This window comes from Microbacterium sp. RU1D, from assembly GCF_900156435.1.
GTDB lineage: Bacteria > Actinomycetota > Actinomycetes > Actinomycetales > Microbacteriaceae > Microbacterium.
On sequence record NZ_FTPQ01000002.1, the window covers coordinates 583,314 to 606,290 of the forward strand.

At 72.2% G+C, this 22,977-nt stretch carries 14 protein-coding genes; 6 read left to right on the forward strand and 8 right to left on the reverse strand.

Going from position 1 to position 22,977, the window contains the following annotated elements:
- Positions 1-23 precede the first annotated feature (23 nt).
- Both B0B15_RS11575 and B0B15_RS11580 read right to left on the reverse strand, forming a co-directional pair.
- Complete coding sequence (locus B0B15_RS11575) at positions 24-2,966, reverse strand: UPF0182 family membrane protein (protein ID WP_076676204.1); 2,943 nt, start codon at positions 2,964-2,966, stop codon at positions 24-26.
- Positions 2,967-3,009: 43 nt separating this feature from the next.
- Entirely contained in the window at positions 3,010-4,137 is a 1,128-nt protein-coding gene (locus B0B15_RS11580; protein ID WP_076676206.1) for a YlbL family protein, read from the reverse strand.
- 185 nt (positions 4,138-4,322) lie between these two features.
- Between B0B15_RS11580 and B0B15_RS11585 the strand changes: the two genes are divergently transcribed.
- Positions 4,323-5,738 (forward strand): zinc-dependent metalloprotease, encoded by a 1,416-nt coding sequence (locus tag B0B15_RS11585; RefSeq protein WP_091366485.1) that lies wholly within the window; start codon positions 4,323-4,325, stop codon positions 5,736-5,738.
- A gap of 1,015 nt (positions 5,739-6,753) precedes the next feature.
- Here the strand turns inward: B0B15_RS11585 and B0B15_RS11590 are convergent.
- Both B0B15_RS11590 and nudC read right to left on the reverse strand, forming a co-directional pair.
- Entirely contained in the window at positions 6,754-8,505 is a 1,752-nt protein-coding gene (locus B0B15_RS11590; RefSeq protein ID WP_076676210.1) for an ATP-dependent helicase, read from the reverse strand.
- Positions 8,502-9,425 carry an NAD(+) diphosphatase gene (nudC, locus tag B0B15_RS11595; RefSeq protein WP_076676212.1) on the reverse strand — a complete coding sequence of 308 codons (924 nt, stop codon included), beginning with the start codon at positions 9,423-9,425 and terminating at the stop codon, positions 8,502-8,504. The genes B0B15_RS11590 and nudC overlap by 4 nt, the downstream gene beginning before the upstream one ends.
- Positions 9,426-9,535: 110 nt before the next feature.
- Between nudC and B0B15_RS11600 the strand changes: the two genes are divergently transcribed.
- A complete protein-coding gene (locus B0B15_RS11600; protein ID WP_076676214.1) occupies positions 9,536-10,972 on the forward strand; it encodes a phosphotransferase in 1,437 nt (478 codons plus the stop codon).
- An 86-nt stretch (positions 10,973-11,058) separates the two neighbouring features.
- On the opposite strand, the gene B0B15_RS11605 is transcribed toward B0B15_RS11600, so the two are convergent.
- Both B0B15_RS11605 and B0B15_RS11610 read right to left on the reverse strand, forming a co-directional pair.
- A complete protein-coding gene (locus B0B15_RS11605) occupies positions 11,059-14,349 on the reverse strand; it encodes an ATP-dependent helicase (RefSeq protein ID WP_076676491.1) in 3,291 nt (1,096 codons plus the stop codon).
- Positions 14,346-17,489, reverse strand: a complete 3,144-nt coding sequence (locus B0B15_RS11610; protein WP_256334285.1) for an ATP-dependent helicase — start codon at positions 17,487-17,489, stop codon at positions 14,346-14,348. The genes B0B15_RS11605 and B0B15_RS11610 overlap by 4 nt, the downstream gene beginning before the upstream one ends.
- A 213-nt stretch (positions 17,490-17,702) precedes the next feature.
- Between B0B15_RS11610 and B0B15_RS11615 the strand changes: the two genes are divergently transcribed.
- Both B0B15_RS11615 and B0B15_RS11620 read left to right on the forward strand, forming a co-directional pair.
- Positions 17,703-17,927, forward strand: coding sequence for a DUF3107 domain-containing protein (locus B0B15_RS11615; protein WP_076676215.1), 225 nt, complete (start codon positions 17,703-17,705; stop codon positions 17,925-17,927).
- Positions 17,928-17,937: 10 nt separating this feature from the next.
- Positions 17,938-18,222, forward strand: a complete 285-nt coding sequence (locus B0B15_RS11620) for a hypothetical protein (RefSeq protein ID WP_076676217.1) — start codon at positions 17,938-17,940, stop codon at positions 18,220-18,222.
- 211 nt (positions 18,223-18,433) lie between these two features.
- Here the strand turns inward: B0B15_RS11620 and B0B15_RS11625 are convergent, their stop codons facing one another.
- The gene (locus B0B15_RS11625) at positions 18,434-19,150 is read right to left on the reverse strand and encodes a ferritin-like fold-containing protein (protein ID WP_076676219.1); all 717 of its coding nucleotides are present in this window, start codon (positions 19,148-19,150) and stop codon (positions 18,434-18,436) included.
- A gap of 149 nt (positions 19,151-19,299) precedes the next feature.
- On the opposite strand from B0B15_RS11625, the gene B0B15_RS11630 reads away from it, so the two are divergent.
- The gene (locus B0B15_RS11630) at positions 19,300-20,754 is read left to right on the forward strand and encodes a DEAD/DEAH box helicase (protein WP_076676221.1); all 1,455 of its coding nucleotides are present in this window, start codon (positions 19,300-19,302) and stop codon (positions 20,752-20,754) included.
- Between the two features lie 76 nt (positions 20,755-20,830).
- Here B0B15_RS11630 and B0B15_RS11635 read toward each other — a convergent pair whose 3' ends face one another.
- The gene (locus tag B0B15_RS11635; RefSeq protein WP_076676223.1) at positions 20,831-21,691 is read right to left on the reverse strand and encodes a PHP domain-containing protein; all 861 of its coding nucleotides are present in this window, start codon (positions 21,689-21,691) and stop codon (positions 20,831-20,833) included.
- Positions 21,692-21,888: 197 nt separating this feature from the next.
- Between B0B15_RS11635 and B0B15_RS11640 the strand changes: the two genes are divergently transcribed.
- Positions 21,889-22,920 carry an endonuclease/exonuclease/phosphatase family protein gene (locus B0B15_RS11640; protein ID WP_076676225.1) on the forward strand — a complete coding sequence of 344 codons (1,032 nt, stop codon included), beginning with the start codon at positions 21,889-21,891 and terminating at the stop codon, positions 22,918-22,920.
- The last annotated feature ends 57 nt before the right edge of the window (positions 22,921-22,977 follow it).

Below are 22,977 nucleotides of genomic sequence, written 5' to 3' on the forward strand. Positions count from 1 at the left end.
GACGCCGGCGTCGGTGAGGCGGATCAGCCCGCGGGCGTGGCCTCGGGCGCGGGGGTCGGCGACAGCGTCGCCGTTCCGCCCTGGCCCTGGCTCTCGAGGTCGAGCAGGCGCTGCACGGCCGCGGTGAGGCGGGCGTCCTGCGTCGCGAAACCGGCGAGGTCGCCGCTGGTCAACGCCGCCTGACGCGCGTTCAACGCGTCTCGGGCTTCTTGCAACGCGGCGGCGTAATCCCCGGCCGGGGCCGTCGGATTCGTCGTCGTGCCGTCGCCGGTCTGATCGGTCGGCGTCACCGTCGAGTCACCGGTGCTCGCCCCCGAGTCACCGCCGAACAGCGTGTCGAGCGCCTCGCTCAGCGTGTTCTCGAAGGCGATCTCGTTGCCGAACGCCACCAGGACGCGTCGCAACTGCGGCAGCTTGGTGTCACCTGAGGACTGCACGAACACCGGCTGCACGTAGAGCAGACCACCGCCGACCGGGAGCGTCAGCAGGTTGCCGTTGAGCACCTGCGACTGACCCTGCTGCAGGATGTTGATCTGCGACGACACGTTCGTATCGGAGTCGAAGGTGTTCTGCACCTGACCGGGCCCGGGAACCGTGGTCGCCGAATCGATCACGAGCATGCGCAATCGGCCGTAGTCCTCGCGTTTCACGCCCTTCTCGTCGCCGGCGTTCGAGTCGACCGCGAGATAGCCGGTGAGAACGTTGCGCGCCTGTCCGCCCTGGGATGCCGGGATGAAGCTCGTGAACATCGAGTACGACGGGGCGTCCTGGCTCGGCATCTTCATCGTCAGGTAATACGGCGGCTGGAAGGTCGCCGGATCCTGCGGGTCGTTCGGGGTCGTCCAGCGGTTGTCCTGCTGGAAGAACGACCGGGCGTCGTCGACGTGGTAGACGCCGAGCATGGAACGCTGGACCTTCATGAGGTCGGTCGGGTAGCGCACGTGGCTCATGAGGTCGCCCGACATCTCGCTCCACGGCTTGAGCGACGAGGGGTAGATGTTCTGCCAGGCCTTCAGCAGCGGGTCTTCGTCATCCCACGCGTAGAGCTCGACGGAACCGTCGTACGCGTCGACCGTGGCCTTGACCGAGTTGCGGATGTAATTGATGTCATCCAGTGCATAGGTCGGAGCCGGATTGTTCGAGTCGGCGATCGCCCGCGAGAGCGAGACGCCCGAGGAGTACGGGTAGTTCGCGCTCGTGGTGTAGCCGTCGATGACCCACTTGATGCGCCCGTCGACCACGGTGGGGTACGGGTCGCTGTCGAGCGTCAGGTACGGCGCGACCTTCTGGACGCGGTCCTTCGGGTTGCGGTCGTACAGGATCTGCGAGTCGGCGTTGACGTAGTCGGAGAACAGGATCTGCTCCGACTGGAACTTCAGCGCGTAGATGAGGCGGTTGAACACGTTGCCCACGCTGGGTCCGCCGTCGCCGGAGAACGTCGTGCGGGTCTCGGTGCCGCCGTCGGCGCCGAGCGGGTAGTCGAGCTCGATGTTCTCGCCGCCCTCGGGGCCGCCGACGATAGAGTACGGCGGCGACTGCTCGCCGAAGTACACGCGCGGCTCGTAGTTCAGGTCGGTGAGGAAGCCGGTGCCCGGGATGGCCTGCTCGAGGAACACCGGGTCGCCGTCGGCCGTGCGCTCGTTACCGGCGGCCGCGACCATGCCGTACCCGTGCGTGTAGACGAGGGTCGTGTTCTGCCACGAGTTCGCGTCGCCGAGCTGGCCGATGTTCAGCTCGCGCAGCGACACGACGGTGTCCTGCGTCTTGCCGTCGATCGTGTACCGGTCGACGTCGAGCGGGTTCTGGAACTGGTAATACGCGCGGTACTGCTCGAGCTGGCGGACGGTCGGGCCGATGATGGCGGGGTCCATGATGCGCAGCTGAGCGGTGGACTCCGCGTCGTTGCGCAGCTGGCCGGCCTCGGCCTCGGTGGAGGCCTTGAAGTCCTCCTTCTCGACCTTGTCGAGACCGTAGGCGGCCTTCGTGCCGTCGAGGTTGCGCTGGAAGTACTGGCTCTCGAGGGCGAGCTCGTTGGGGCGCACCTGGAAGGTGGTCACCGCCCACGGGATGGCCGCGCCCACCACGATGGCCGACACGACCAGCAGAGCGGTACCGATGAGGGGGTAGCGCCAACGACCGATGAACGCCGTGACGAAGAACGCGAGGGCCACGATGATGGCCGCGATCGCGAGGATCGTCTGGCCGGGGATGACGGCGTTCGCACCGACGTAGCCGGGACCGGTGATGCGCTCCGACGGCTCCACGAGCTGGCGGAAGCGGTCGAGCCACAGGCTCGCGCCCTGCAAGAGCAGGTACAGACCCGCGAGCACCGCGAGCTGGATGCGGGCGGCCTTGGAGATGCGCAGTTCGCGCTGTCCGATGCGCACCGAGCCGTACAGGTACGACACGACACCGGTGAGCAGCAGGCACACCAGCACGACGGCGGACGCGAAGCCCAGCACGGCGGCGTAGAACGGCATCCCGAACAGGTAGAAACCGGTGTCGAGGCCGAACTGGGGGTCGGTCGTCGAGGTGGCGACGCCGTTGGCCCACAGCCACGTGGTCTCCCACTGCGCGGAGGCGGCGAAACCGGCGAAGAAGCCGAAGAAGATCGGGATGCCCCACATCGCCAGACGGCGCAGCGGCTCGACGACCTCCTGGTAGCGGTCGAGCTGCGAGCTCAGTCGCGCGTACACGGGGCGGAGCCGGTATGCCAACTGGATGACGCCCCACACCGGGATCGCCATCGCGAGGAAGCCGACGACGAACATCACCGTCCGCGCGATCCACTGGGTGGTCAGCACGCCCGTGAACCCGAGCTGCGAGAACCACAGCCAATCGGAGTACAGGTTCGCGAAGACGAAGAACGCGACGACGAGCGCTGCGATCACCGCCAGGGTGATCGAGATGATCCGTCGAGAGCGGTTCGGGGGCGTGGCCTGGTTCGGCGCTGAGGTCGTGGTCACCCCTTCATCCTAGGTGCGGCCTTCCGGGGGTTCGCCGTGAATGCTACGTTCCCGAACCACACGTGGGCAGTGCGTCGAGATCGCCGCCCTCGCGGATCGTCTGCAGCACCGTCATCGACTGCGCGAGCGTCGACGTCGAGAACACCCGGACGCCGTCGGGGACGTGGCCGACGACCTCGTTGCAGTTCGATTCGGGGGCGAGGAACACCGTCGCCCCGGCATCCCGTGCGCCGTAGAGCTTCTGACGGATACCGCCGATGGGGCCCACGTCGCCGTCCGCGTCGATCGTGCCGGTGCCGGCGATGTGCTGACCGCCGGTGAGGTCGCCGTCGCTCATCTTGTCGATGATGCCGAGTGCGAACATCATGCCCGCGCTCGGTCCGCCGACGTCGTTGAGCTGGATCTTGACGTCGACCGGCAGATCGAACGACTCCTGCAGGCCGATGCCCAGCAGCCACTGCTCCTGACCGTCGACCTCGGTCCGTTTCGGCGTCACCGTCACCGTGGCCGGGCTGTCGCCGCGCGTGTAGCCGACGGTGACCGGTGCGCCCGCGGCGGCCTGCACCGCGCCGCGGACCGCGTCGACGTTCGCGGCGGCGACACCGTCGACCGAGGTGACGACGTCACCCGCCTGCAGCGCGCCCGCGGCGGCGCCGGCGTCGTCGACCGTGCCGACGGCGATCTCGCCGGGGACGTCGTAGCCCAGCTCGCGAAGAGCGGCGGCACTGGCTTCGAGCTGCGAGTCGCTCATGAGGGCGGCGTTCTCGGTGTTGCGCTGCTCGGTGGTCTGTCCCGCCGGGAAGATGCGGTCGATCGGCACGACGGCGCGGGAGCGGTCGAACCACGCCAGCGCCAGCTCGAACCACGACGGCGTGCGCTCGCGGTTGCCGCTGACCTGGACCGTGAGCAGGTCGAGCTGACCTGTGGTCGTGCTGTCCTTCTCGTCGGGCACCGTGATGAGCGGGACCTCTTCGCCGTCGGCGGTCGTGGTGGAACCGAGTGTGTTGAACACCGGACCGGGCTGCTGGATGACGTACGCCGAGGGCAGCAGGGTCATCACGAGCAGGATGACGAAGGCCACGGCGAGCGCCCATGCCCCGATGACGGTGCCGCGGCGCCAGCGCTGCCGGGGCGCGGGCACGAGGGAGACGTTCTCGTCGAACAGCGTCACAGTGGGGAGTCCTTCGTCGGGGTCGTTCGCGCGCGGCGTAAGCGGCGAGGGGCCGGGCCGACGGTTACGGGGAAACGTGCGACTAGCGTAGATCTCGTTCCCCCAGACCTGGCTGAAAGGCGGCTGAAGTGGCAGACGACGATCGTGGAGGCGACCGGAGCCCCGAGGAGGAGTTCCAGGAGCTCATGCGCCGCCTCATGTCGGGCGACACCAGCGGCATCGATCCCGAGCAGCTCTCGCGCCTGTCGGGCATGCAGATCGACCCCGCGATGCTGCAGCAGGTGATGAACCAGCTGCAGGGCGCTTTCAACGGCACCCAGGAGGGCGTCGACTGGAGCCTCGCCGAGCGGCAGGCCCTGCACATCGCCAACCAGGACGGGCTCGGGGTGACCACCGGTCAGCGCACCGACCTCGATCAGGCGTTCACCCTCGCCGGCCTCTGGCTGGGCGAGGCGACCACGATCAGCGACCTGCCGCGCCCCCCGCGGGCGGTCACGCGCGGCGCGTGGGTCAGCGCGACCCTGCCGGTGTGGCAGGAGCTCGCCGAGCCCGTGGCCACCAGCATCGCCGACGCGCTCACCGCCGCCCTCGGGCAGCAGGCGCCGGAAGACATGCAGGACATGATCGCCGGGGCCGGCCGGCTCATGCGCACCGTCGGCGGATCGCTGTTCGCCACGCAGCTGGGCCACGTCGTCGGACGCCTGTCGACCGAGGTCGTGGGCGGCGGCGACGTCGGCATCCCGCTCATGCCCGACGGCGACGCGGCGATCCTGCCGCAGAACTTCGCGGACTTCGGTCGAGACCTCGAGATCCCCGACGACCAGCTCGCGCTGTACCTCGCCACGCGCGAACTCGCCCACGCGCGCCTGTTCCGGCACGCGCGGTGGCTGCGCCTGCACGTCATCTCGCAGGTGCGCGACTTCGCGCACGGCATCCGCGTCGACACCGACGCGCTCGAGGAGCTCGCCTCGCGCTTCGACCCGTCGCAGCCCGACGAGCTGCGCGGCGCTCTCGAGAGCGGTGCCCTGCTGCCCGAGCGCTCCGAGGAGCAGACGGCGGCGCTCACGCGGCTCGAGAGCCTGCTCGCGACCATCGAGGGCTGGGTCGACGTCGTGACCGAGGACGCCACCTCGCGTCTGCCCTCGGCCGCCCGCATCGCCGAGGCCGTGCGGCGCCGCCGCGCGGTGGGCGGTCCCGCCGAGCAGGCCCTCGGCTCGCTCGTGGGGCTCGAGCTGCGCCCCCGTCGCATGCGCGAAGCCGCCGCCATGTGGCGCGCGGTGACCGCGGCGGTCGGCGTCGAAGGACGCGACGCCCTGTGGGACTACCCCGACCTCATGCCCTCGTCGGACGACATCGACGACCCGGCCGCCCTCATCGCACGCGTCACCGCCGCCTCGCGAGGCGAGGCCGCGCCGGCCGACGCCATGGACGACGCGCTCGCGCAGCTGCTCGCCGAGGAGGCCGACGGCGGACGACCGGATGCCGCCGGCGCCGACGCCTCCGATCACGAAGACGGGCGCAGCACGACGGACGCCGATGACGCGGCGCCGTGGGAGGACCCCGACGACGACGCCGCACCGGAAGACCAGCGACCGGTGTGACGCCGGAAGTCGTGGCGAGGGGCCGATGCTCCTCGCCACGGCTGTCTCCGCCGCCGGGTCGTGGAGTATCGGGAGGCCGGGCCGCCGCGGGCGTCGGGTCCGACCACGGGGCCCCCGACGGTGCCGGGCCGGACTGCGAGGCGCCCGACGGTGCCGGGCCGGACTGCGGGGCGCCCGACGGTGCCGGGCCCGACTGCGGGGCGCCCGACGGTGCCGGGCCCGACTGCGGGGCCCCGACAGTGCCGGGCCCGATGGCGCTGGGCTTGACGGCGGGGCGCCTCCTCCCCAACCGCGTTGCGTGATCCGGCGCATGTGGACAACGGCATCCGGGGACGCGCGCTGCGCGATGATCGGGCGATGATCCGCCTCTCCCCCTCCGCCGTCCCTCTCTGGCGCGACGACGGACGCGTGCAGTTCGGCGCTCCGGCGCTCGCTCTCGCCCCCTTCGCCGCCGAGTGGGTCGATGTCGTCGTCGCCGCTCTCGCCGAGGGCACGACGCGAGCGGCCGTCCGCAATCTCGCCCGCGTGCACGGGGCACCCGACGGCGCCGTGGATGAGCTCCTCTCCGCCGTCGCTCCCGCGCTCCGCCCACGGAAACGGCATCCCCCGATCGCGGTGCAGACCGCGGACGACCTCCCACCACGTGTCGTCCGCGCGGTCCTGGCCGCCCTCCCCGCGCGCACCCGCGTGCTCCCCTGGGTCGCGTCCTCCGACGTCGGCGCGCCCCCGGGTTGTGCGGTCGTCATCCTCGGCGCCTACCGTGTCGAACCGCGCCGGGCGGCGACGTACATGCGCGACGACGTCACCCACCTCCCGCTCGTGCTCGACGGCGGACGGGCACGCATCGGCCCGGTGGTGCGCCCCGGACGCACGCCGTGCCTGGCCTGCCTCGACGCCGAGCGCCGCCGCGACGATCCGCAGTGGCCCGTCGTGGCCGCGCAGTTGGTCGGGCGCGCCCGGCCCGACGTCGACGTCGCCCTCGCCGCCGAGGCCGGACGAGCCGCGCGCTTCCTGCTCAGCGCTCCGAGCGGGCAGACGACGAGGTCGGTGCGGCTCGGCGTCGATTCGTTCCCGCGGGTCTGGGAGCTGCATCGACCGAGCGCAGACTGCCACTGCCGATCTCCCGAAGGAAGCGCGACGGCGTCCGCTCCATCCGCCCGTGACCGCGAGCCCAGCTCACCGACAGGGTCCGCGCTGCACGCGTGACCCCGACGTAGGCGAGACGACGCTCCTCGTCGACCGCTTCGAACGTCTTCGCGTACGAGATGGGCAGCAGCCCCTCGCTGACCCCGATGAGGTACACGTGATCCCATTCCAGACCCTTGGCGGCGTGCAACGTCGCGAGCGTGACCGTGCGCGTCGTCGGCTCGTGCTGATCGCGCGCACGCGCCTGCAGGTCGTCGGTGAAGCCGCGCAGATCCGTGCCCTCGGGCGCCTCCTCGGCGAGGCGCAGCAACGCCGCGCGCGCCTCCCACGCTTCGCGCAGCGCACCGCCCGCCTCCGGCGGGTCGTCGGTGAGCCCGACGCTGCGCAGCACGTCGCGCACCGTCCCGAGGAACCCGGTCTGCATCGGCGCCACCGACGCCGCCCGCAGCGCCATCAGAGCCTGCCGCACCTCGGGCAGGTCGAAGAACTTGCGGCCGCCCAGAACGGACGCCGCGATCCCCACGGCCGCGAGAGCCGTCAGCACCGCCGCGGACTGCGCGTGCGAGCGGTACAGGACGGCGACGTCGTGCGGGTCGACGCCGCGGCCGAGTGCCTCCGCGATCGAACGCGCGACGGCGGCGGCCTCGGCCTCGTCGTCGTCGAAGGCGCGCACCGTCGGGACGGGGGCGTCGTCGGCGCGCGCGGCGACCAGTTCGAGCGCCCCCGCACGACCGCGCATGAGGTCGTTGGCGACGGCGAGCACGGGCGCGGCGGAGCGGTAGTTGCGCTCGAGGCGCACGACCCGGGCGTCCTCGTGCGTGCGCTCGAAGTCGAGCAGATATCGCGCGTCGGCACCCGTGAACGAGTACACCGTCTGGCTTGCATCGCCGACGACGCACAGATCGCGCCGATCGCCGAGCCACAGCTCGAGCACGCGATTCTGCAGGGGCGAGACGTCCTGGTACTCGTCGACCGTGAAGTGGCGGTACTGCTCCCGCACCGCCGCCGCCACCCGCGGCTCGGCCTCGATCATGCCCGCGCACGTCAGCAGGACGTCTTCGAAGTCCATCTGCCGGCGCTCGTCCTTGAGCTTCTCGTACGCCCGCTGCAAAGCGACCACCTGATCGACGCCGAGTCGCCCGACGCCGTCGGGCCGGTCGGCCGCGTACTGGTCGATCGAACGGAGGGTGACCTTGCGCCACTCGATCGCCGCCGCCACATCCCGGAGGGTCGCGGTGTCGGGGGCCAATCCCACTCCATCGGCGGCGTGCGCGAGCATGCGCACCTTGTTGTCGATGATGGACGGCGCCTGGTCGCCCGCGAGCGTCGGCCAGAAGAAGTTGACCTGCGCGAGCGCGGCCGCGTGGAACGTGCGCGCCGAAACCCCCGACACCCCGAGAGCGCGCAAGCGTCCACGCATCTCACCCGCCGCCTTCGCGGTGAAGGTCACCGCCATCACCCTCTGCGGCGAGTACGCGCCCGTGTCGACGCCGTGCGCGATGCGGCGCGTGATCACGCGCGTCTTGCCCGTTCCGGCCCCCGCCAGCACGCACACCGGCCCCCGCAGGGCCCGCGCCGCTTCCAGCTGGTGCTCGTCGAGACCGTCGAGGGGCCCGGTCACGCGAGGCCCCGGAACCAGTCGTCGATCAGTCTCCGGGCGATGGATGCCGGCCCGGGGAGCTGGACCGGTCCCTCACCGCGCAGGGCCGTGCCGATCTCCTCGCGGTCGAACCAGCGGACCTCGACGATCTCCTCTCCGTCGGCGCGCGCCTCCGCATCCGCGACGACGCGCGCGCGGAAGCCGAGCATGAGCGAGCGGGGGTATGGCCACGCCTGGGAGCCGCGGTACTCGATGTCGTCGAGCCGCACGCCGGACTCCTCTCCGACCTCGCGACGCACGGCGTCCTCCAGCGACTCCCCCGCTTCGGCGAACCCCGCGAAGCACGAGTACCGGTCGCCGCCCCACGCGGCGTTCGCGCCGAGCAGGATCCAGTCCTCCGACTCCGCCGACTGCACGAGCACGATCACGGCCGGATCGGTGCGCGGGAAGTGCTCGCGCCCGCACGCCGGGCAGTGGCGCGACCATCCGGCGTGCCGGGTCTCGGTACGCGACCCGCACGCGGGGCAGAAGGGCGCATCGCGCAACCACCCCGCCAGGGCGACGGCGTTCGTGAAGACCTCCGCCTCCGACGCCGGCAGGTCGCCACCGGCCGCGCGCAGCGCCGCCCACTCGGCATCCGGAACGAGGTCCTCGGGCGCGTCGTCGGCGAGCACGGCGAGCAGGACGGCAGCCCCATCGGCGCCGCGTCCGAGGAAAGCCCACTCGTGCACGGGCACGGAAGCGGCCGCCAGCCCACCCACCTCCACGAGCGCGAGACGCCCGGCACGGACCGGTGCGGCGTCGCGCCGCACCGGCAGGACCCGGGTCGTCGCGTCGGCGCATGCACGATCGAGCAGCCCGTCGTCGTCGCGCTCCGCTCCGGAGCGGTCGACGCGCAGCGGGGGCGGGACCTCGGCAGGGGCAGGCGCGGGAAGCGGCATCGGACACCTCTCTGATGGGTGGCGGCGGACGGGCGGATCGACGGCCCGACCTCGCCGCAGAAGGGCGTGGCGCGGGCGGACGGGTGAAAGCCCGACCTACCCTGGGGGGCATGGCACGCTCGCCCCTCATTTTAGCCGCGTCGGCGACGGCGGCCCTCCCGCGCACCGCCATCACCAGCGTCAGCGCGCTGACGGAGAACAGCGGCGGGCGCTTCGATTCCGCCCTGGCGCGAACCGACGACGGTCGCGAGGTCGTCGTGCGTATGCCGGCGAACGACGAAGCGGCCGCCGATCTCGCCGCGGAGTCGCGTGCGCTGCACGCCCTCACCGCGGGTGTGCGGGCGCTCCTGCCGTTCTCCGTACCCGAGGTGCTCGGCGAGGCCGGGTCCGGTATGCAGCGCGTCCTCGTCGTCGACCACATCGACGGCTACCGGATCGACCCGGCGCACCTGCCCAAAGGCCCGGGTTACGCTCCCGCGATCGGAGGGGCGTTGGCGGCCGTGCACGCGCTCCCCGTGTCGATCGTGCGCACCGACGGCCTCCCCGTCCGCTCCCCCGAGCGGGTCCGCGACGACGTCGAGCGCCTGCTCGACCGTGCGGACGCCACCGGGCGGGTCGGAGACGACCTCATGATGCGCTGGCGCCGGGCGCTCGAGGTCGACGACCTCTGGCGCTTCGAATCCGCCGTCATCCTCGGTGGGGCCACCAGCTCCTCCGTGGTGCTCGTCGACGACGAGGACGACGCGCCCCACGTGGTCGGCATCCTGGATTGGGCGGGGCTCAGCGTCGGCGATCCCGCCGTCGACCTGCGCTGGCTGGCATCGTCCCCCCTGGCCGCCGACGACGTGCACGCCGGATACGCCGCCGCCGGCGAACGCTCCCCCGACCCGCTCCTGCGCGAGCGCGCCCGCCTCTACGCGGAGCTGGAGTTCGCCCGCTGGCTCGTCCACGGCCACGACGCCGGCGAGAGCGACGTCGTCGCCGACGCCGTCGCCCTGCTCGACGCCCTCGCCGACGGTGTGCGCGGTGACCACATCGTGCCCGACTCGCGCAGCGACATCGATGACGCTCTGGCCCTCGTCGAGTCCGTCCCGCCCGTCGCCGCCCCCGCCGTCGTTGATACGTCCATGCAAACCGACGCCTACGACCCCGAGGCCCTCTCGCTCTACCTCTCCGCCGAGCGCGACCGCGTGGCCGCGGCCGAAGCGCTCGCCGAGGCCCTCGACACGGCGGATCCGGATGCCGACACCGGCGCGATCCACGTCGACCAGCTGCCGACGCGCGACGACGTCGATCCGGAGGAGACCGCGCCGCTCGACCTCGACGGGTGGGACGACGGCGCGCGCGAATCGATGTCGGGGGTGGCGTCTCGGACGTCGGACGTCGCCGGGGCCTCCGCGACTCCCGACACCGACGGGGAGACCCCGCTCCGCCAGCCCCGCACCTCCGAGGAGTCGACCTCAACGGCGGTCGACGACGAGGAAGACGCCGCGCGCGCGAGCCGTGCGGCTCTCCGGCGCTGGGGCGTGTCGGACGACACCGTCTGAGCTCCGTCGCACGCGCCCGGGCAGAACGGGTCGGGCGCCTGTTCCCGCGCTGCGGCACCCGCACGTCGGCCCCGCGGCAACGCTCGTCAGCCGCGCAGCACCAGCTCGTCGCCGACGTAGAACAGCACCACGTCGATGCGATCGAGGTCGATGCCGTGCTTGGCGTGGTAGGCCTCCCGGTACAGCTCCAGCTGCACCATGCGGGAGCGGCGCTCGGCCTCGCTCGCGGGCGGGCGACCCGTCTTCCAGTCGACGATCTCGTATCGGTCGCCGCGTCGGTACACGGCATCCAATTTGCAGATGACGACATGATCGCGACCATCGAGCCTGCGCGTGACGTAGTCGATCTCGGTCTCGACCTCGAGGGGGCGCAGCGACGCCCACTCCGATCGTTCGAAGCACTCGCGGAGGCGTTGCAGTTCGGCCGCGTCGGCGGCCGATGCGCCGCCCTCGTCGTCGTCCCACAGCGCCTCGTCATCGAGCCCGATTCCTGCGCCGACGAGCCCCGAGCGCTGCTCGACCCAGGCGTGGAACAGCGTGCCGAGGCGCGTCTGTCGATAGGGGCGCTCGGGCATGGGGCGCCGGAGATCCTCGACTGCGCCGCCGTAATCGGCGACGAAGTCCTTGAACTTTGACGCCGGAATGCGTGTCGGCGCGGGCGCGTGGACCGGGCGCAGCCTGTCGGCCCGCTCCGCGAGGAGCAGCTCGAGGTCGGGGTCGGCCGTCGCCGGCGGTTGCTGTGCCCGCGCCGCCTGAGCCTGCGTCACGGCGGCGGCGACCGCGGTTCGACGTGAACCCAGCGGATCGAGCGGCCAGTGCAGCAGTCGCCGTTCGCCGTCGTAGGGGTCGTCGCCGGGCCCGTCGACGACGAGATCGATCCCGAGCGCTTCCATGGCTTCGTCGAGGAACACGCTGGGGCGTCGCGGGCGCTTGGTCCCCGACCAGCTCGATCCCGACAGCAGCAGGTGGTCCCGCGCCCGTGTGAACGCCACGTACGCCAGGCGCCGGTCCTCATCGACCTGCCGGGCACGGTTGTCGGCGACGAAAGCGTCGATCGCCGCTTTCAGATCCTGTTGCGTCTCGGCACCCCGCCACCCGAACACCGGCAGCCAGGCCGCATCGCCACGGAACTCGGACGGGAGGATGCCGAACCCCAGCCACCCCTTGGTGTCGCGCGGGAGCGACGGCAGCTCGTCCGTCACGAGCCGCACCACTGCCACGGCATCCCACTCCAAGCCCTTCGAGCCGTGGATGGTGAGCAATTGCACGACGTCGTCTTCGGGCGGTTCGGTGCGAGGGGCGAACTCGTCAGCCTGTTCGGCATGGTCGAGCCACGCCAGCAGGCTGGATACGGAGCCGGATTCATCGGCGGCGAGGAACCCGCGGATCTCGTCGACGAATGCGCGCAGCTGCGCCGAGGCGATGCGGGCGGGACCGCGTGCCTCGTTCGCGGCGAGCTCGATGTCGAGCCGCAGCTCGGCCTCGATGAGCCGGATGAGCTCGGGCACCGGTGCGCCGACGCTGCGGCGCAACCCCGCGAACACCGCCCCCGCCTCGCGCAGGCGTGCGCGCCCGCCGGGGGTGATGTCGGCCAGCCAGCCGTGACCGTCGCTCTGCCGGGCGACGAAGTCGAGCGCGTCGACGAGGGAGGCGCGGTCGGCCCCCGGTGTGGACCTCAGCCGGTCGACGACCTCGGGTGCCAGCGGCTGCAGCGCCACGTCGTGCGTCGCGAGGCGCTTGGCCAGCTGCGCCAGCGCGCGCAGGTCGGCGAGCCCCACCGCCCACCGGGGGCCGGAGAGCACGCGGATCAACGCCGAACCCGCCTCGGGGTCGCTGATCACCCGGAGCACCGAGACCACGTCGACCACTTCGGGCGTGGTGAGGAGCCCGCCGAGCCCGAGGATGCGGTGCGGGATGCCGCGTCGCCCGAGGGCGTCGCCGAAGCGCACCATGTGCTTCTTGCTGCGGAACAGCACCGCCCCGGTGGTGGGGCGGCCCTCGGCGGCGCGTGCGGCGCGCACGCCCACGAACCACGCCGCCACGCGGTCGGCCTCGGCGTCGAGGTCGTTCTCGAAGACCGTCTCGACGAGCCCCTCCGGGGCGCCGGGCCGCGATCGAAGCTCCTCGACGGCCACCGCGGCGCGGGGCGCCAGGGGCGCGAGCACCGCGTTGGCCGCGGTGAGCACGCGGGCGCTGTTCCGCCAGCTCGTCAGCAGAGCGAAACGCCGGCACTCCGCCCCGGGGGCGAACGCCTCGGGGAAGCCGCCCAGGTTTCCCGCACTCGCACCGCGCCACGCGTAGATCGCCTGATGCGGGTCGCCCACGGCCATGACGGCCGTGCCGCCGAACAGCGTCGCCAGCAGGTCGGTCTGCACGACGGAGGTGTCCTGGTACTCGTCGAGCAGCACGACGCGGTAGCGGGCGCGCAGCTCGGCCACGACGGCGGGGTGCTCGCGCGCGATCCGCAGGGCACCGGCCACCTGGTCGGCGAAGTCCATCACCCCGAGCCGGGCCTTCTCACGGTCGTAGGCCGCCGCGAGCGTCGCCAGCAGCGACAGCGCCGAGACCTTCGCCGCGGCATCCCCCACCTCTTTGTAGACGCTCACCCGCGCGGAGGTCGACGGCCGCTCGACGATCCGTGCGAACTGCTCCGGGAACGCGGAAAGCTCGTCCAGGTCGACGAGGTTGTCGACGCCGTCACGGGCGATGCGCAGCGCCGCGTCGATGAGGGTGCGGGGCGACTCCTGGCGCTCTTCGAGGCGCGGATCGTCCGAGGCGAACACCACGCGCCGCATGAGCAGCCACGCCGCCGACTCCGACAGCACCGCGGCCTCGGCGTCCCGTCCGATGCGCAGGCCGTGCTCGCGCACGATCGAGTCCGCGAAGCTGTTGTAGGTCGACACGGTCGGCCGATGCAGCAGCTGATCGCCGTCGTGCGAATCGGGCACGTCGGCACCGGTCTCGACCGCGAGCGCGTCGAGGGCCTCGCGACGGGCCGCGTCGCCCCGCGCCCCCTCGAGCGCGGCGAGCTCCGCGAACACCGCGAGCCGCCCGTCCGCGTGCAGACGCGGGAGGAAGGGAAGCAACCCCCGCACCTCGAACTCCGACAGGCGCTGCAGACGGCGCTGGATGCGCTCGGCCAGTTCACCCGCGGCCTTGCGCGTGAAGGTGAGGCCCAGCACTTCGTCGCGGCGGACGAGGGCGTTGGCGACCAACCACACGACGCGCCCGGCCATGGTCTCGGTCTTGCCGCTGCCGGCGCCGGCGACAACCAGCGCAGGCTCGAGCGGAGCCTCGATCACCGCCGTCTGCTCGACGGTGGGCGGGAACTGGCCGAGGGCCGCGGCGATGGTGGCCGCGGACAGCAGCTCGCTCATGACGCGCTCACCGCCGACACCGTGTGGATGCGGCACAGGCCGTACGAGAACTCGTCGCGGCAATGCACCTCGTAGGGAGCGGCGAACGACGTGCCGCGCATGATCTCGACCGCGCCCTGCACGCGCGCCACGAAGGCGGTGCGCTGCTCGTCGTCGAAGGGTTTCTGCGTCGGCTCCGCGTAGTCCTTCGTCGCGGCCGTGGGCCGCAGCACGAGCAGCTTCGCCCCGCCGGAGTCCATTCCCGCCACCTGTTCGATCGCGCCCGACGAGAACGCCAGCTGGTACGCCGCCAGCTGCGGGTTGTCGGCGACCTTGGCGTCGGTCTGCGGTTCGCTCTTGCCCGTCTTCAGGTCGACGATGACGACCTCTCCGGACGGTGTGAGCTCCACCCGGTCGATGTCGCCGCTGAGCACGGCGCCGTGCTCACCGGCATCCGGGATGGGAATGGGCACCTCGAAATGCCGCTCCGCGCCGATGAGTCGACCGCCCGCGTCGTCGAAGCGACGCAGGTACGCGGCGAGTCGCCGCACGAGATCGCGGGCCCGTGTGCGCTCCGCGCGCTCCCGCCACACCGCGTCGAAGACGAGCTCGCCCCACCGCTCGTCGACCACGGCCCACAGGTCGTCTTCGGACGAGGATGCCGCGGTCTCGAGCGCCGCATGGATGATCGTTCCGATACCCGCCGTCGTGCCGCCACGATCGCCGCCGAGATCGGCGATGACCCAGTCGAGCTGGCACTCCTCGAGCGCGTGCAGTCGCGACGGCGACACGCGCACGTCTTCGCGCTCCAGGTCGCGCAACGGCGCCGTGGAACTGGGCGGTGCCACGCCGTACCACTGCTCGACGGCGGCACCGGCGACGCCCGCGCCCGCGAGGATCGCGAGCTGGCCGGCCGCGTGCGCCCGCTCGCCCGCGGGGACGCGCGGCGCCGTCAGCGACCGGCGGTGACGTGCGACGAGCCCACGGAGCGAGAGGGGGTGCTCGGGGATGGCCGCGGCCGGTTCGGGGGTGGGGAGCATCTCGAACAGGACGCTCGGTCCCGTGTCGTCGTCGTCGACGGCCGTCACCACGAGGAGGCCGTCGGCACGGCTGATGGCCCGCACGAACAGCCGCAGCTCGTCGTGCATCGCGGCGCGGCGCCGATCGAGCATGCCGGCGGCGGGGAGGTCGGGGGTCTGCACCGCGTCGGCCAACCGCCACGTCTCGAGGAGCCCGCCCCGCAGCCGCGTGTTCGGCCACACGCCGTCTTGCACCCCGGCGATGACGACGGTGTCGAAGGCCGTCCCGGCGGCCGCGGCCGGGGTGAGCACGCGCACGGTGTCGACGACGGCCGGCTGCTCGATGCGGTCTTCGGCGACGTCGCTGTCGAGAACCGACCGCAGGAATCCCGAGGCCTCGCCGTCGGGTTCGCGCTCGGTGAAGCGTTTGGCGGCCTGAAAGAGGGCCACGATCGCGTCGAGGTCGCGATCGGCCTGCTCGGCGATCGGCCCCTGCCCGCGCGCGGCCTCGCGCCAGGTGCGGGAGAGCGCGCTGCGCTCCCACGCCGTCCAGAGGAGCTCGTGCGCGGTGGCCTGCTGGAGGGCCTGGCCCCGCAGGGCGGCCAGCGTCTCCCCCAGGCGCACCGCCCGACGCGCCTCGCGGGAGTCGATCACGGCGAGCTCGAGGGGGAAGCGCACGCCCGACACCAGCAGCTCGGTCGCGGCGCGCGTCCCCCCGGCGGCGACCTCGTCGTGGCGCAGCGCCGTGCGCAGACGCCGCAGCTCGATGGCGTCGAGACCGCCGAAGGTACCCAGGAGGGCGTCGACCACCTCGTCGGCCACCCACTCGTCGGGATCCTTCATGCCCAACTCCACCACGCGCACCAGGTCGCGCACCGGCCGTTGCACCCCGAGCGCCAGACCGGGTCCGCTGGCGCGGGCGGGCACCTCGCGGGCGGCGAGCTCGGCTTCGAGGGTCGCCACCTGCCGGGAGTCGTGGGCGATGACCGCGCACGAGCTCCACGGCACTCCGTCGAGGACGTGCCGCTCGCGCAGGATGCGGGCGATCGCGTCGGCCTCTTCGGCGGGCGAGCGCAACAGGTACGTGCGCACCGACCCCTGCGCGGGCGCCCCGTCTGGCGCGCGTCGGTGCGCGACGACGCCGGCCGCCCCGATCCGGGATGCCACCTGCCGCACCAGATCGACCTGCTCGGGCGTGCCGCGGTGCGGCGTCCCGAGCGCCGCGGTCGCACCGAGCTCGCGGGCGAGCCGCGCGAAGTTCTCCGGCGTCGCGCCGCGGAAGGCGCCGGAACCGACGTCGGGATCGCCGAAGGCGACGACGCCGATGCCGAGCGCGCGACAGGACCGCAGCAGATCGATCCCGCCGGCGGTGAGCTCCTGGGCGTCGTCGACCAGGATGCAGCGCAGCGACGAGAATCGCCCGAGAAGCTCGCGGTCGGAGCGCGCGGCTTCGAGGACGGCCACGGCCTCCCGCGCCAGGTCGGCCGCGTCGCGGTGCGCGCCGCGCATGGCCGCCCGCACCGCTCGGTACTCTTCGGCGAACGACGCCAGCGACGCCCACACCGGCAGCTCGTGTCGCTCGGCGAGCAGGATCAGGTCGCTCGGGGTGAGGCCCAGCTCCGTGCACTCGGCGAGGAAGGCGCGCAGGTCGCCGCGGAAACCGCGCGTGGCGCGGATCGTCGGTCCGAGCCACTCGGGCCACCGCGAGACGCCGTCGAGCTCGTCGAGCGCGTCGCCCTCGAGGAGGTCGCGGATGATCTGATCCTCGTCGCCGCCGGTGAGCAGCTGCGGCGGTTCGCCGCCCCGGCGCACCTCTGCACCGCGCACGAGGTGGAACGCGAACGACGCGACGGAGCGCGCCAGAGCGCCCGAGGTGGCGCGGTCGACCGCGAGCGCGAGAGGATCGCGCAGCGCCGTCGCCGCGGGTCGCGTGGGGGTGAGCACGAGCAGGTCGTCGGGATCGATGCCGGATGCCACCAGCTCGCGCACGCGCGAGAGCAGGGTGGTCGACTTGCCCGAGCCCGGTGCGCCGACCACCACACCGCTCGCCGCTGCGGGCCAGGCGACGACGGCGCGCTGGTCGGCGTCGAGAGCGTCGTGCTCCCGCGCGACGCCGAGGGCGGCGGCATCCGTCATCTGCATGTGCACCACGCTAATCGCGACCTCCGACATCGGTCGGGCACGACGGGCGTGCGCCGTCGATGCGCGCCGCGCGCGACGCTGCGCGGACGCACGAGGAGGACCGGCGTTCGCCATCCGCGAAGCGACCCGCGCGACGGGCTGTCGTGTCGGAACCCTGCCCTAGAGTCGAATCACGCGCCGGGCCGACCGCGGCCCGCGGGGAAAGGACGCATCGTGGAGATCCGCATCGGCATCACCAACACCGGCCGCGAGCTGAACTTCGAGACCAACGAGAGCTCCGACGCCGTCAAGTCGACCGTCGCCTCGGCCCTCGACAGCTCCGCCAGCCACGTCACGTTCACCGATGTGAAGGGCAACTCCTACCTCGTCCCGACCGCCAACCTCGCCTTCGTCGAACTCGGTACCGAAGAGTCGCGTCGCGTCGGGTTCGTCGCCTGACCCACCCGCCGTGCAGATCCTGCTCGGTCTCCTGATCGGCGCGGTGATCGGCCTGATCGCGCACGTCGCGCTCCCCGGTCGTCACCTTCGCGGTGCGGCGCTGGCTCCGCTCACGGGCGCTGCGTCGGCGGGCATCGTGTGGACCGCGCTGACCTGGATGGGACTCGGCGACTCGCCGCTCCCTTGGGTTCTCGCCGTGGTGGCGTCGGCTGCGACGACGCTCTCGCTCGTGTCGCTCACCACCCGTTCGCGCAGCGCGCGCGACGCCGCGGACCGCGCGCGCCTGCCCGTCTGATCCCGCACCCAGGATGAGCGGCCTCGCGGCGCACGCAGCCGTCGACACGGAGCCTCCGGCATCCGAGGAGCCGTGCGAGCCGGCGCGACCCCGGATCACCCCGCTCTCACGCCGCGAGCCCGCACCCCGGATGCCGTGGACTCAGGCCACGAGCCCGCACCGCGGATGCCCCGCGCTGAACCCGCTGGCCCGCACCCAGGATGCCGTGCGCTCAGGCCGCGAGCCCCATGGCATCCATCCGACGGGCGTGGGCACCCATCAGCTCGCTGAAGACGGGCTCGACCTTGGCCTCCTCGGCGCGGTCGAGCTGCCCGTGCCGCAGCGCCGCGCGCGCGACGAGGAGCGTGTCGCCGACCAGGCGCCGCCCCCACAGGGCGAGCAGCCAGCGCCACTCCTCGTCACTCTGGATCGTGGCGCCCAGGATGTCGACGATGGCCTGGCGGTCGTCGTCGGCCTGCAAGATGCGGGCGACGCGGCGCCCCGTCTCGCCGTAGCTCGACGACAGAGCGAGATAGAAGTCGTCGAGGAGACCGGCCGTGATGTGCACGGTGAGCATGGTCTCCTGCGGGCGCACGCCGTGGGTGTTGCGGCGGAACGCGTCGAGCGACTCGCGGAAGGGCAGCATCAGCTGCGTCGGGTCGGCGCCGCGCTCGCGGATGAGGGCGACGAGCTCCTGGTGCTTGATGAGCGCCGCGCCCGCCGCTCGCGACAGGGACTCCTTCTCCGCCAGCTCGGGGGTGAGGGCGATGAGCTCGCTCAGCGTCTCGAAGAATCCCAGCTGGAGGTAGGCCGCCTGACCGAGGAAAGTCTCGACCTCGGGCGCGAGTTCCGCGAAGTCGACGCGCATGGCCTCGCCGAGGTCTCCGCGCGAACGCAACTGCAGCGTGCGACCCACCGGGCGCTGACGACGACGTAACCACGCGAACACGTACGACAGCCTAGGCGTCGGGGCCCGCGGAGACACGCCGGGTAGAGTGGTCGGGTCCCGGCGATGGATCGGGACCCCGCGCCTGTGGACGAGTGAGGCGTGGATACGACTCCCCCAGGCGGTCTCTCGCCGCCGGAACAGGCACGCACATGACGACATTCGCCGAGCTCGGCATCGATCAGGACATCGTCGATGCCCTGGCAGCGAAGGGCATCGTCGATGCCTTCCCGATCCAGGAGCAGACCATCCCCCTGGGCCTTCCCGGACAGGACATCATCGGCCAGGCCAAGACCGGTACCGGAAAGACCTTCGGCTTCGGCATCCCCGTGGTCCAGCGCCTCGGTCTCGATCCCGAGCCCGGCGTGAAGGCGCTCATCGTGGTCCCTACGCGCGAGCTCGCGGTGCAGGTCTACGAAGACATGGACATGCTCACGAGCAACCGCTCCACGAGCGTCGTCGCCATCTACGGCGGCAAGGCCTACGAGGGGCAGATCGACCAGCTCAGGGCCGGCGCGCAGATCGTCGTCGGGACCCCCGGCCGCCTCATCGACCTGGCCAATCAGCGCCTGCTCGACCTGTCGCACGCGACCGAGGTCGTGCTCGACGAGGCCGACAAGATGCTCGACCTCGGCTTCCTCGCCGACATCGAGAAGATCTTCTCCAAGGTCCCCGCTGTGCGTCACACCCAGCTGTTCTCGGCGACCATGCCCGGACCCATCGTCGCCCTCGCGCGCCGCTTCATGTCGAACCCGATCCACATGCGCGCCAACGACCCCGACGAGGGGCTCACGCAGGCGAACATCAAGCACCTCGTCTACCGCGCGCACTCGCTCGACAAGGACGAGGTCATCGCCCGCATCCTGCAGTCCGAGGGACGCGAGAAGGCCGTCATCTTCACGCGCACCAAGCGCGCCGCCCAGAAGCTCGTCGACGAGCTCGGCGACCGCGGCTTCAACGCCGCCGCCGTCCACGGCGACATGAGCCAGGAGGCGCGCGAGCGCTCGATGGCCGCCTTCAAGGCCGGCAAGAAGGACGTGCTGATCGCGACCGACGTCGCCGCCCGCGGCATCGACGTCAACGACGTCACCCACGTGATCAACCACACGATCCCGGACGACGAGAAGACGTACCTGCACCGCGCGGGTCGCACCGGCCGCGCGGGTCGCACCGGCATCGCCGTGACGTTCGTCGACTGGGACGACGTGCACAAGTGGGCCCTCATCAACCGCGCCCTCGAGTTCGGTCAGCCCGAGCCCACCGAGACCTACTCGTCGAGCCCGCACCTCTACACCGACCTCGACATCCCCGAGGGCACCAAGGGGCGTCTCGTCACGGCGCCGAAGGCCGTCGCGCCCAAGCAGGTCGAGAAGAAGAACGAGGCCCCGGATGCCGAGGGCGACCGCGCCCCGCGTCGTCGCCGTCGTCGCGGCGGGTCGTCGACCGGCGACACGGGCGGCGAGGCCGCCCCGCGCGCCGAGGGCGGCGCCGGCACGCACGACGGAGCCGGCAAGGAGCACCACGACGGCAACGCGGCCCCGCGCCGCCGTCGTCGTCGCCGCAGCGGTGGGGGCAGCTCCGGCGCCCCGACCGCACCCGTGGCCTGACGCGCGGACGTCTCGACGGCGCCGCACCCCGACCGGGTGCGGCGCCGTTCGTCGTTCGCCGCGCCCGTGAGGCCGGCTACGGGAAGATCGGCGCCGTGCCGCGGCCGCGCGCGAACAGGCGGGCGACCATGTCGTCGGCGGTGGTGTTCTCCCCCGGCACGTTCGGTTTGCCCAGGCCGTGGTAGTCGCTCGACCCGGTCACGAGGAGGTCGCGCTCGGCGGCCAGGGCGGCGAGCACGGCCGTCGGCTCGGGCAGGTTCTCGCGGTGGGCGAGCTCGAACCCGGCGAGACCGGCATCCAGCATCGCGCGCAGCACGCCGTCGGGCAGCAGGGCACGCCCCGCGGGGTGCGCGACGATCGGCACGCCGCCGGCTCCCACCACCAGTTCCACGGCGGTCACGGGGTCGGGCGCATAGAGGGCCACGTAGTAGTCACCTGAGGGATGCAGGATGCCGGCGAAGGCCTCCGTCCGGTCGGCCACGATGCCGCGGGCGACGAGGGCGTCGGCGATGTGGGGGCGTCCGACGGTGGCTCCGTCGCTCGTCTGGGCGACGATGTCGTTCCACGCGATGTCGTAGTCGTGGGAGATGCGCTCCGCCATGATCTGCGCGCGGTCGAGCCGGGACGAACGGATGCGATCGGTCATCGCGCGAAGCGCCGCGTCGTCGGGATCGACGAGGTAGGCCAGCAGGTGGACGCTTCGCCACCGGTGGCGGGCCGACAGCTCCATGCCCGGGACGAATGTCATCCCGAGTGAGGTGGCGGCCTCGGCGGCCTCGGCCCACCCCGACGTCGTGTCGTGGTCGGTGAGTGCGGCGGTGCGCACCCCGTGCCGGTGCGCGGCGGCCATGACCTCGGCAGGCGGCTCGGTGCCGTCGGAGTGCGAGGAGTGCAGGTGCAGATCGGCCGGTCCGTGGAATCGACGATCGCGTGGCACCCGTCGAGCGTAGCGCTCCGTCTCGCGCCCGGCGCGGCATCCACCCCCTCGGTACGGACCGCAGGCCGTCCCGAGCGCCACCGCGCGGTCGCCGACATCGGCCGTTTCGACACACGACCCCGCGAGCGCCGCCACGCTCGGCCATCACCCTGCCGACATCCGTTGATCTCACAGACGGCTCGCCTAGGGTCGGGTGGGTGCGTCGGCTGCTCGGATTCCTCGTCGCGCTCGTCTTCGCGGCGAGCGCTGCGGTGCTCACCTGGCCGTCGGCCTTCGGTCTGGAGCGGACGTTCCCCTTCGCGCAGATCATCTCGTTCCGTGCCGCGCTGGCGGCGGTGCTCGTGGCCGCGACGCTGCTCATGCTGCTGTTCGCCCTCATCCGGCCGATCCGCGCGCTCGCCCTCGTGCTCGCGCTGATCCTCGGTATCGCGGGCGGCGTCAACGTCGCCGTGCTGTCGCATCGGGGGCTCGGCACCGAAGGGTTGCCGGCGAAGACCGACACGAGTCTGCGCGTGATGACCTGGAACACGGCCGGCTCGGCGACCTCCGCGGAGTCCATCGCGCTGTTCGCCGTGAGTATGCAGGCCGACGTCGTCACCCTGCCCGAGACGACCATCGACACCGGAGCCGAAGTCGCCACTCTCATGCGCGACATGGGGCAGCCCATGTGGGCGCATCACGCGGAGTACGGCGAATACGGCATCACGGGCTGGGATGCCACCTCGACGACCGTTCTGATCCGCCCCGAGCTGGGCGACTACTCCGTGATCCAGTCGTCCCTCGACGGCTCGAGCAACACCTCCACGGTGCCGAGCGCCGTGGCCATGCCCGTCTCGGGCGACGGTCCGATCATCGTCGCCGCTCACGCGGTCGCCCCTCGCCAGGAATACATGCCGCAGTGGCGCAGCGACCTGCAGTGGCTGGCCGATCAGTGCGCGAGCGACAACGTCATCCTTGCGGGCGATTTCAACGCCACCCTCGACCACATGACCGGCATGGGCGTCGACGGCGGCACGCTCGGCCGCTGCCACGACGCGGCGTCCGAGAGCGGCAACGGCGGGGTGGGCACCTGGCCCACCGATGCCCCGGCACTGCTGGGCGCTCCCATCGACCACGTCATGGCCACACCCGACTGGACTGTGTCGGGCTCCGTCGTCATGCGCTCGCTCGACGGCTCGGGCAGCGATCACCGGCCGATCGTCGTGCAGCTGGAGCGCACCGAGGGCTGAGACGGCTCCTCCCCCGCCCTCATCCGCGCGTCGGTCCTGTGGCATCCGTGCGCGACG

Bases quoted from the DNA above. Each gene is read 5' to 3' on its own strand.
- B0B15_RS11585 (WP_091366485.1), top strand. From the start codon at position 4,323: ATGCGCCGCCTCATGTCGGGCGACACCAGCGGCATCGATCCCGAGCAG.
- nudC (WP_076676212.1), bottom strand. From the start codon at position 9,425: ATGCCGCTTCCCGCGCCTGCCCCTGCCGAGGTCCCGCCCCCGCTGCGC.
- B0B15_RS11600 (WP_076676214.1), top strand. From the start codon at position 9,536: ATGGCACGCTCGCCCCTCATTTTAGCCGCGTCGGCGACGGCGGCCCTC.
- B0B15_RS11605 (WP_076676491.1), bottom strand. From the start codon at position 14,349: ATGAGCGAGCTGCTGTCCGCGGCCACCATCGCCGCGGCCCTCGGCCAG.
- B0B15_RS11610 (WP_256334285.1), bottom strand. From the start codon at position 17,489: ATGCAGATGACGGATGCCGCCGCCCTCGGCGTCGCGCGGGAGCACGAC.
- B0B15_RS11630 (WP_076676221.1), top strand. From the start codon at position 19,300: ATGACGACATTCGCCGAGCTCGGCATCGATCAGGACATCGTCGATGCC.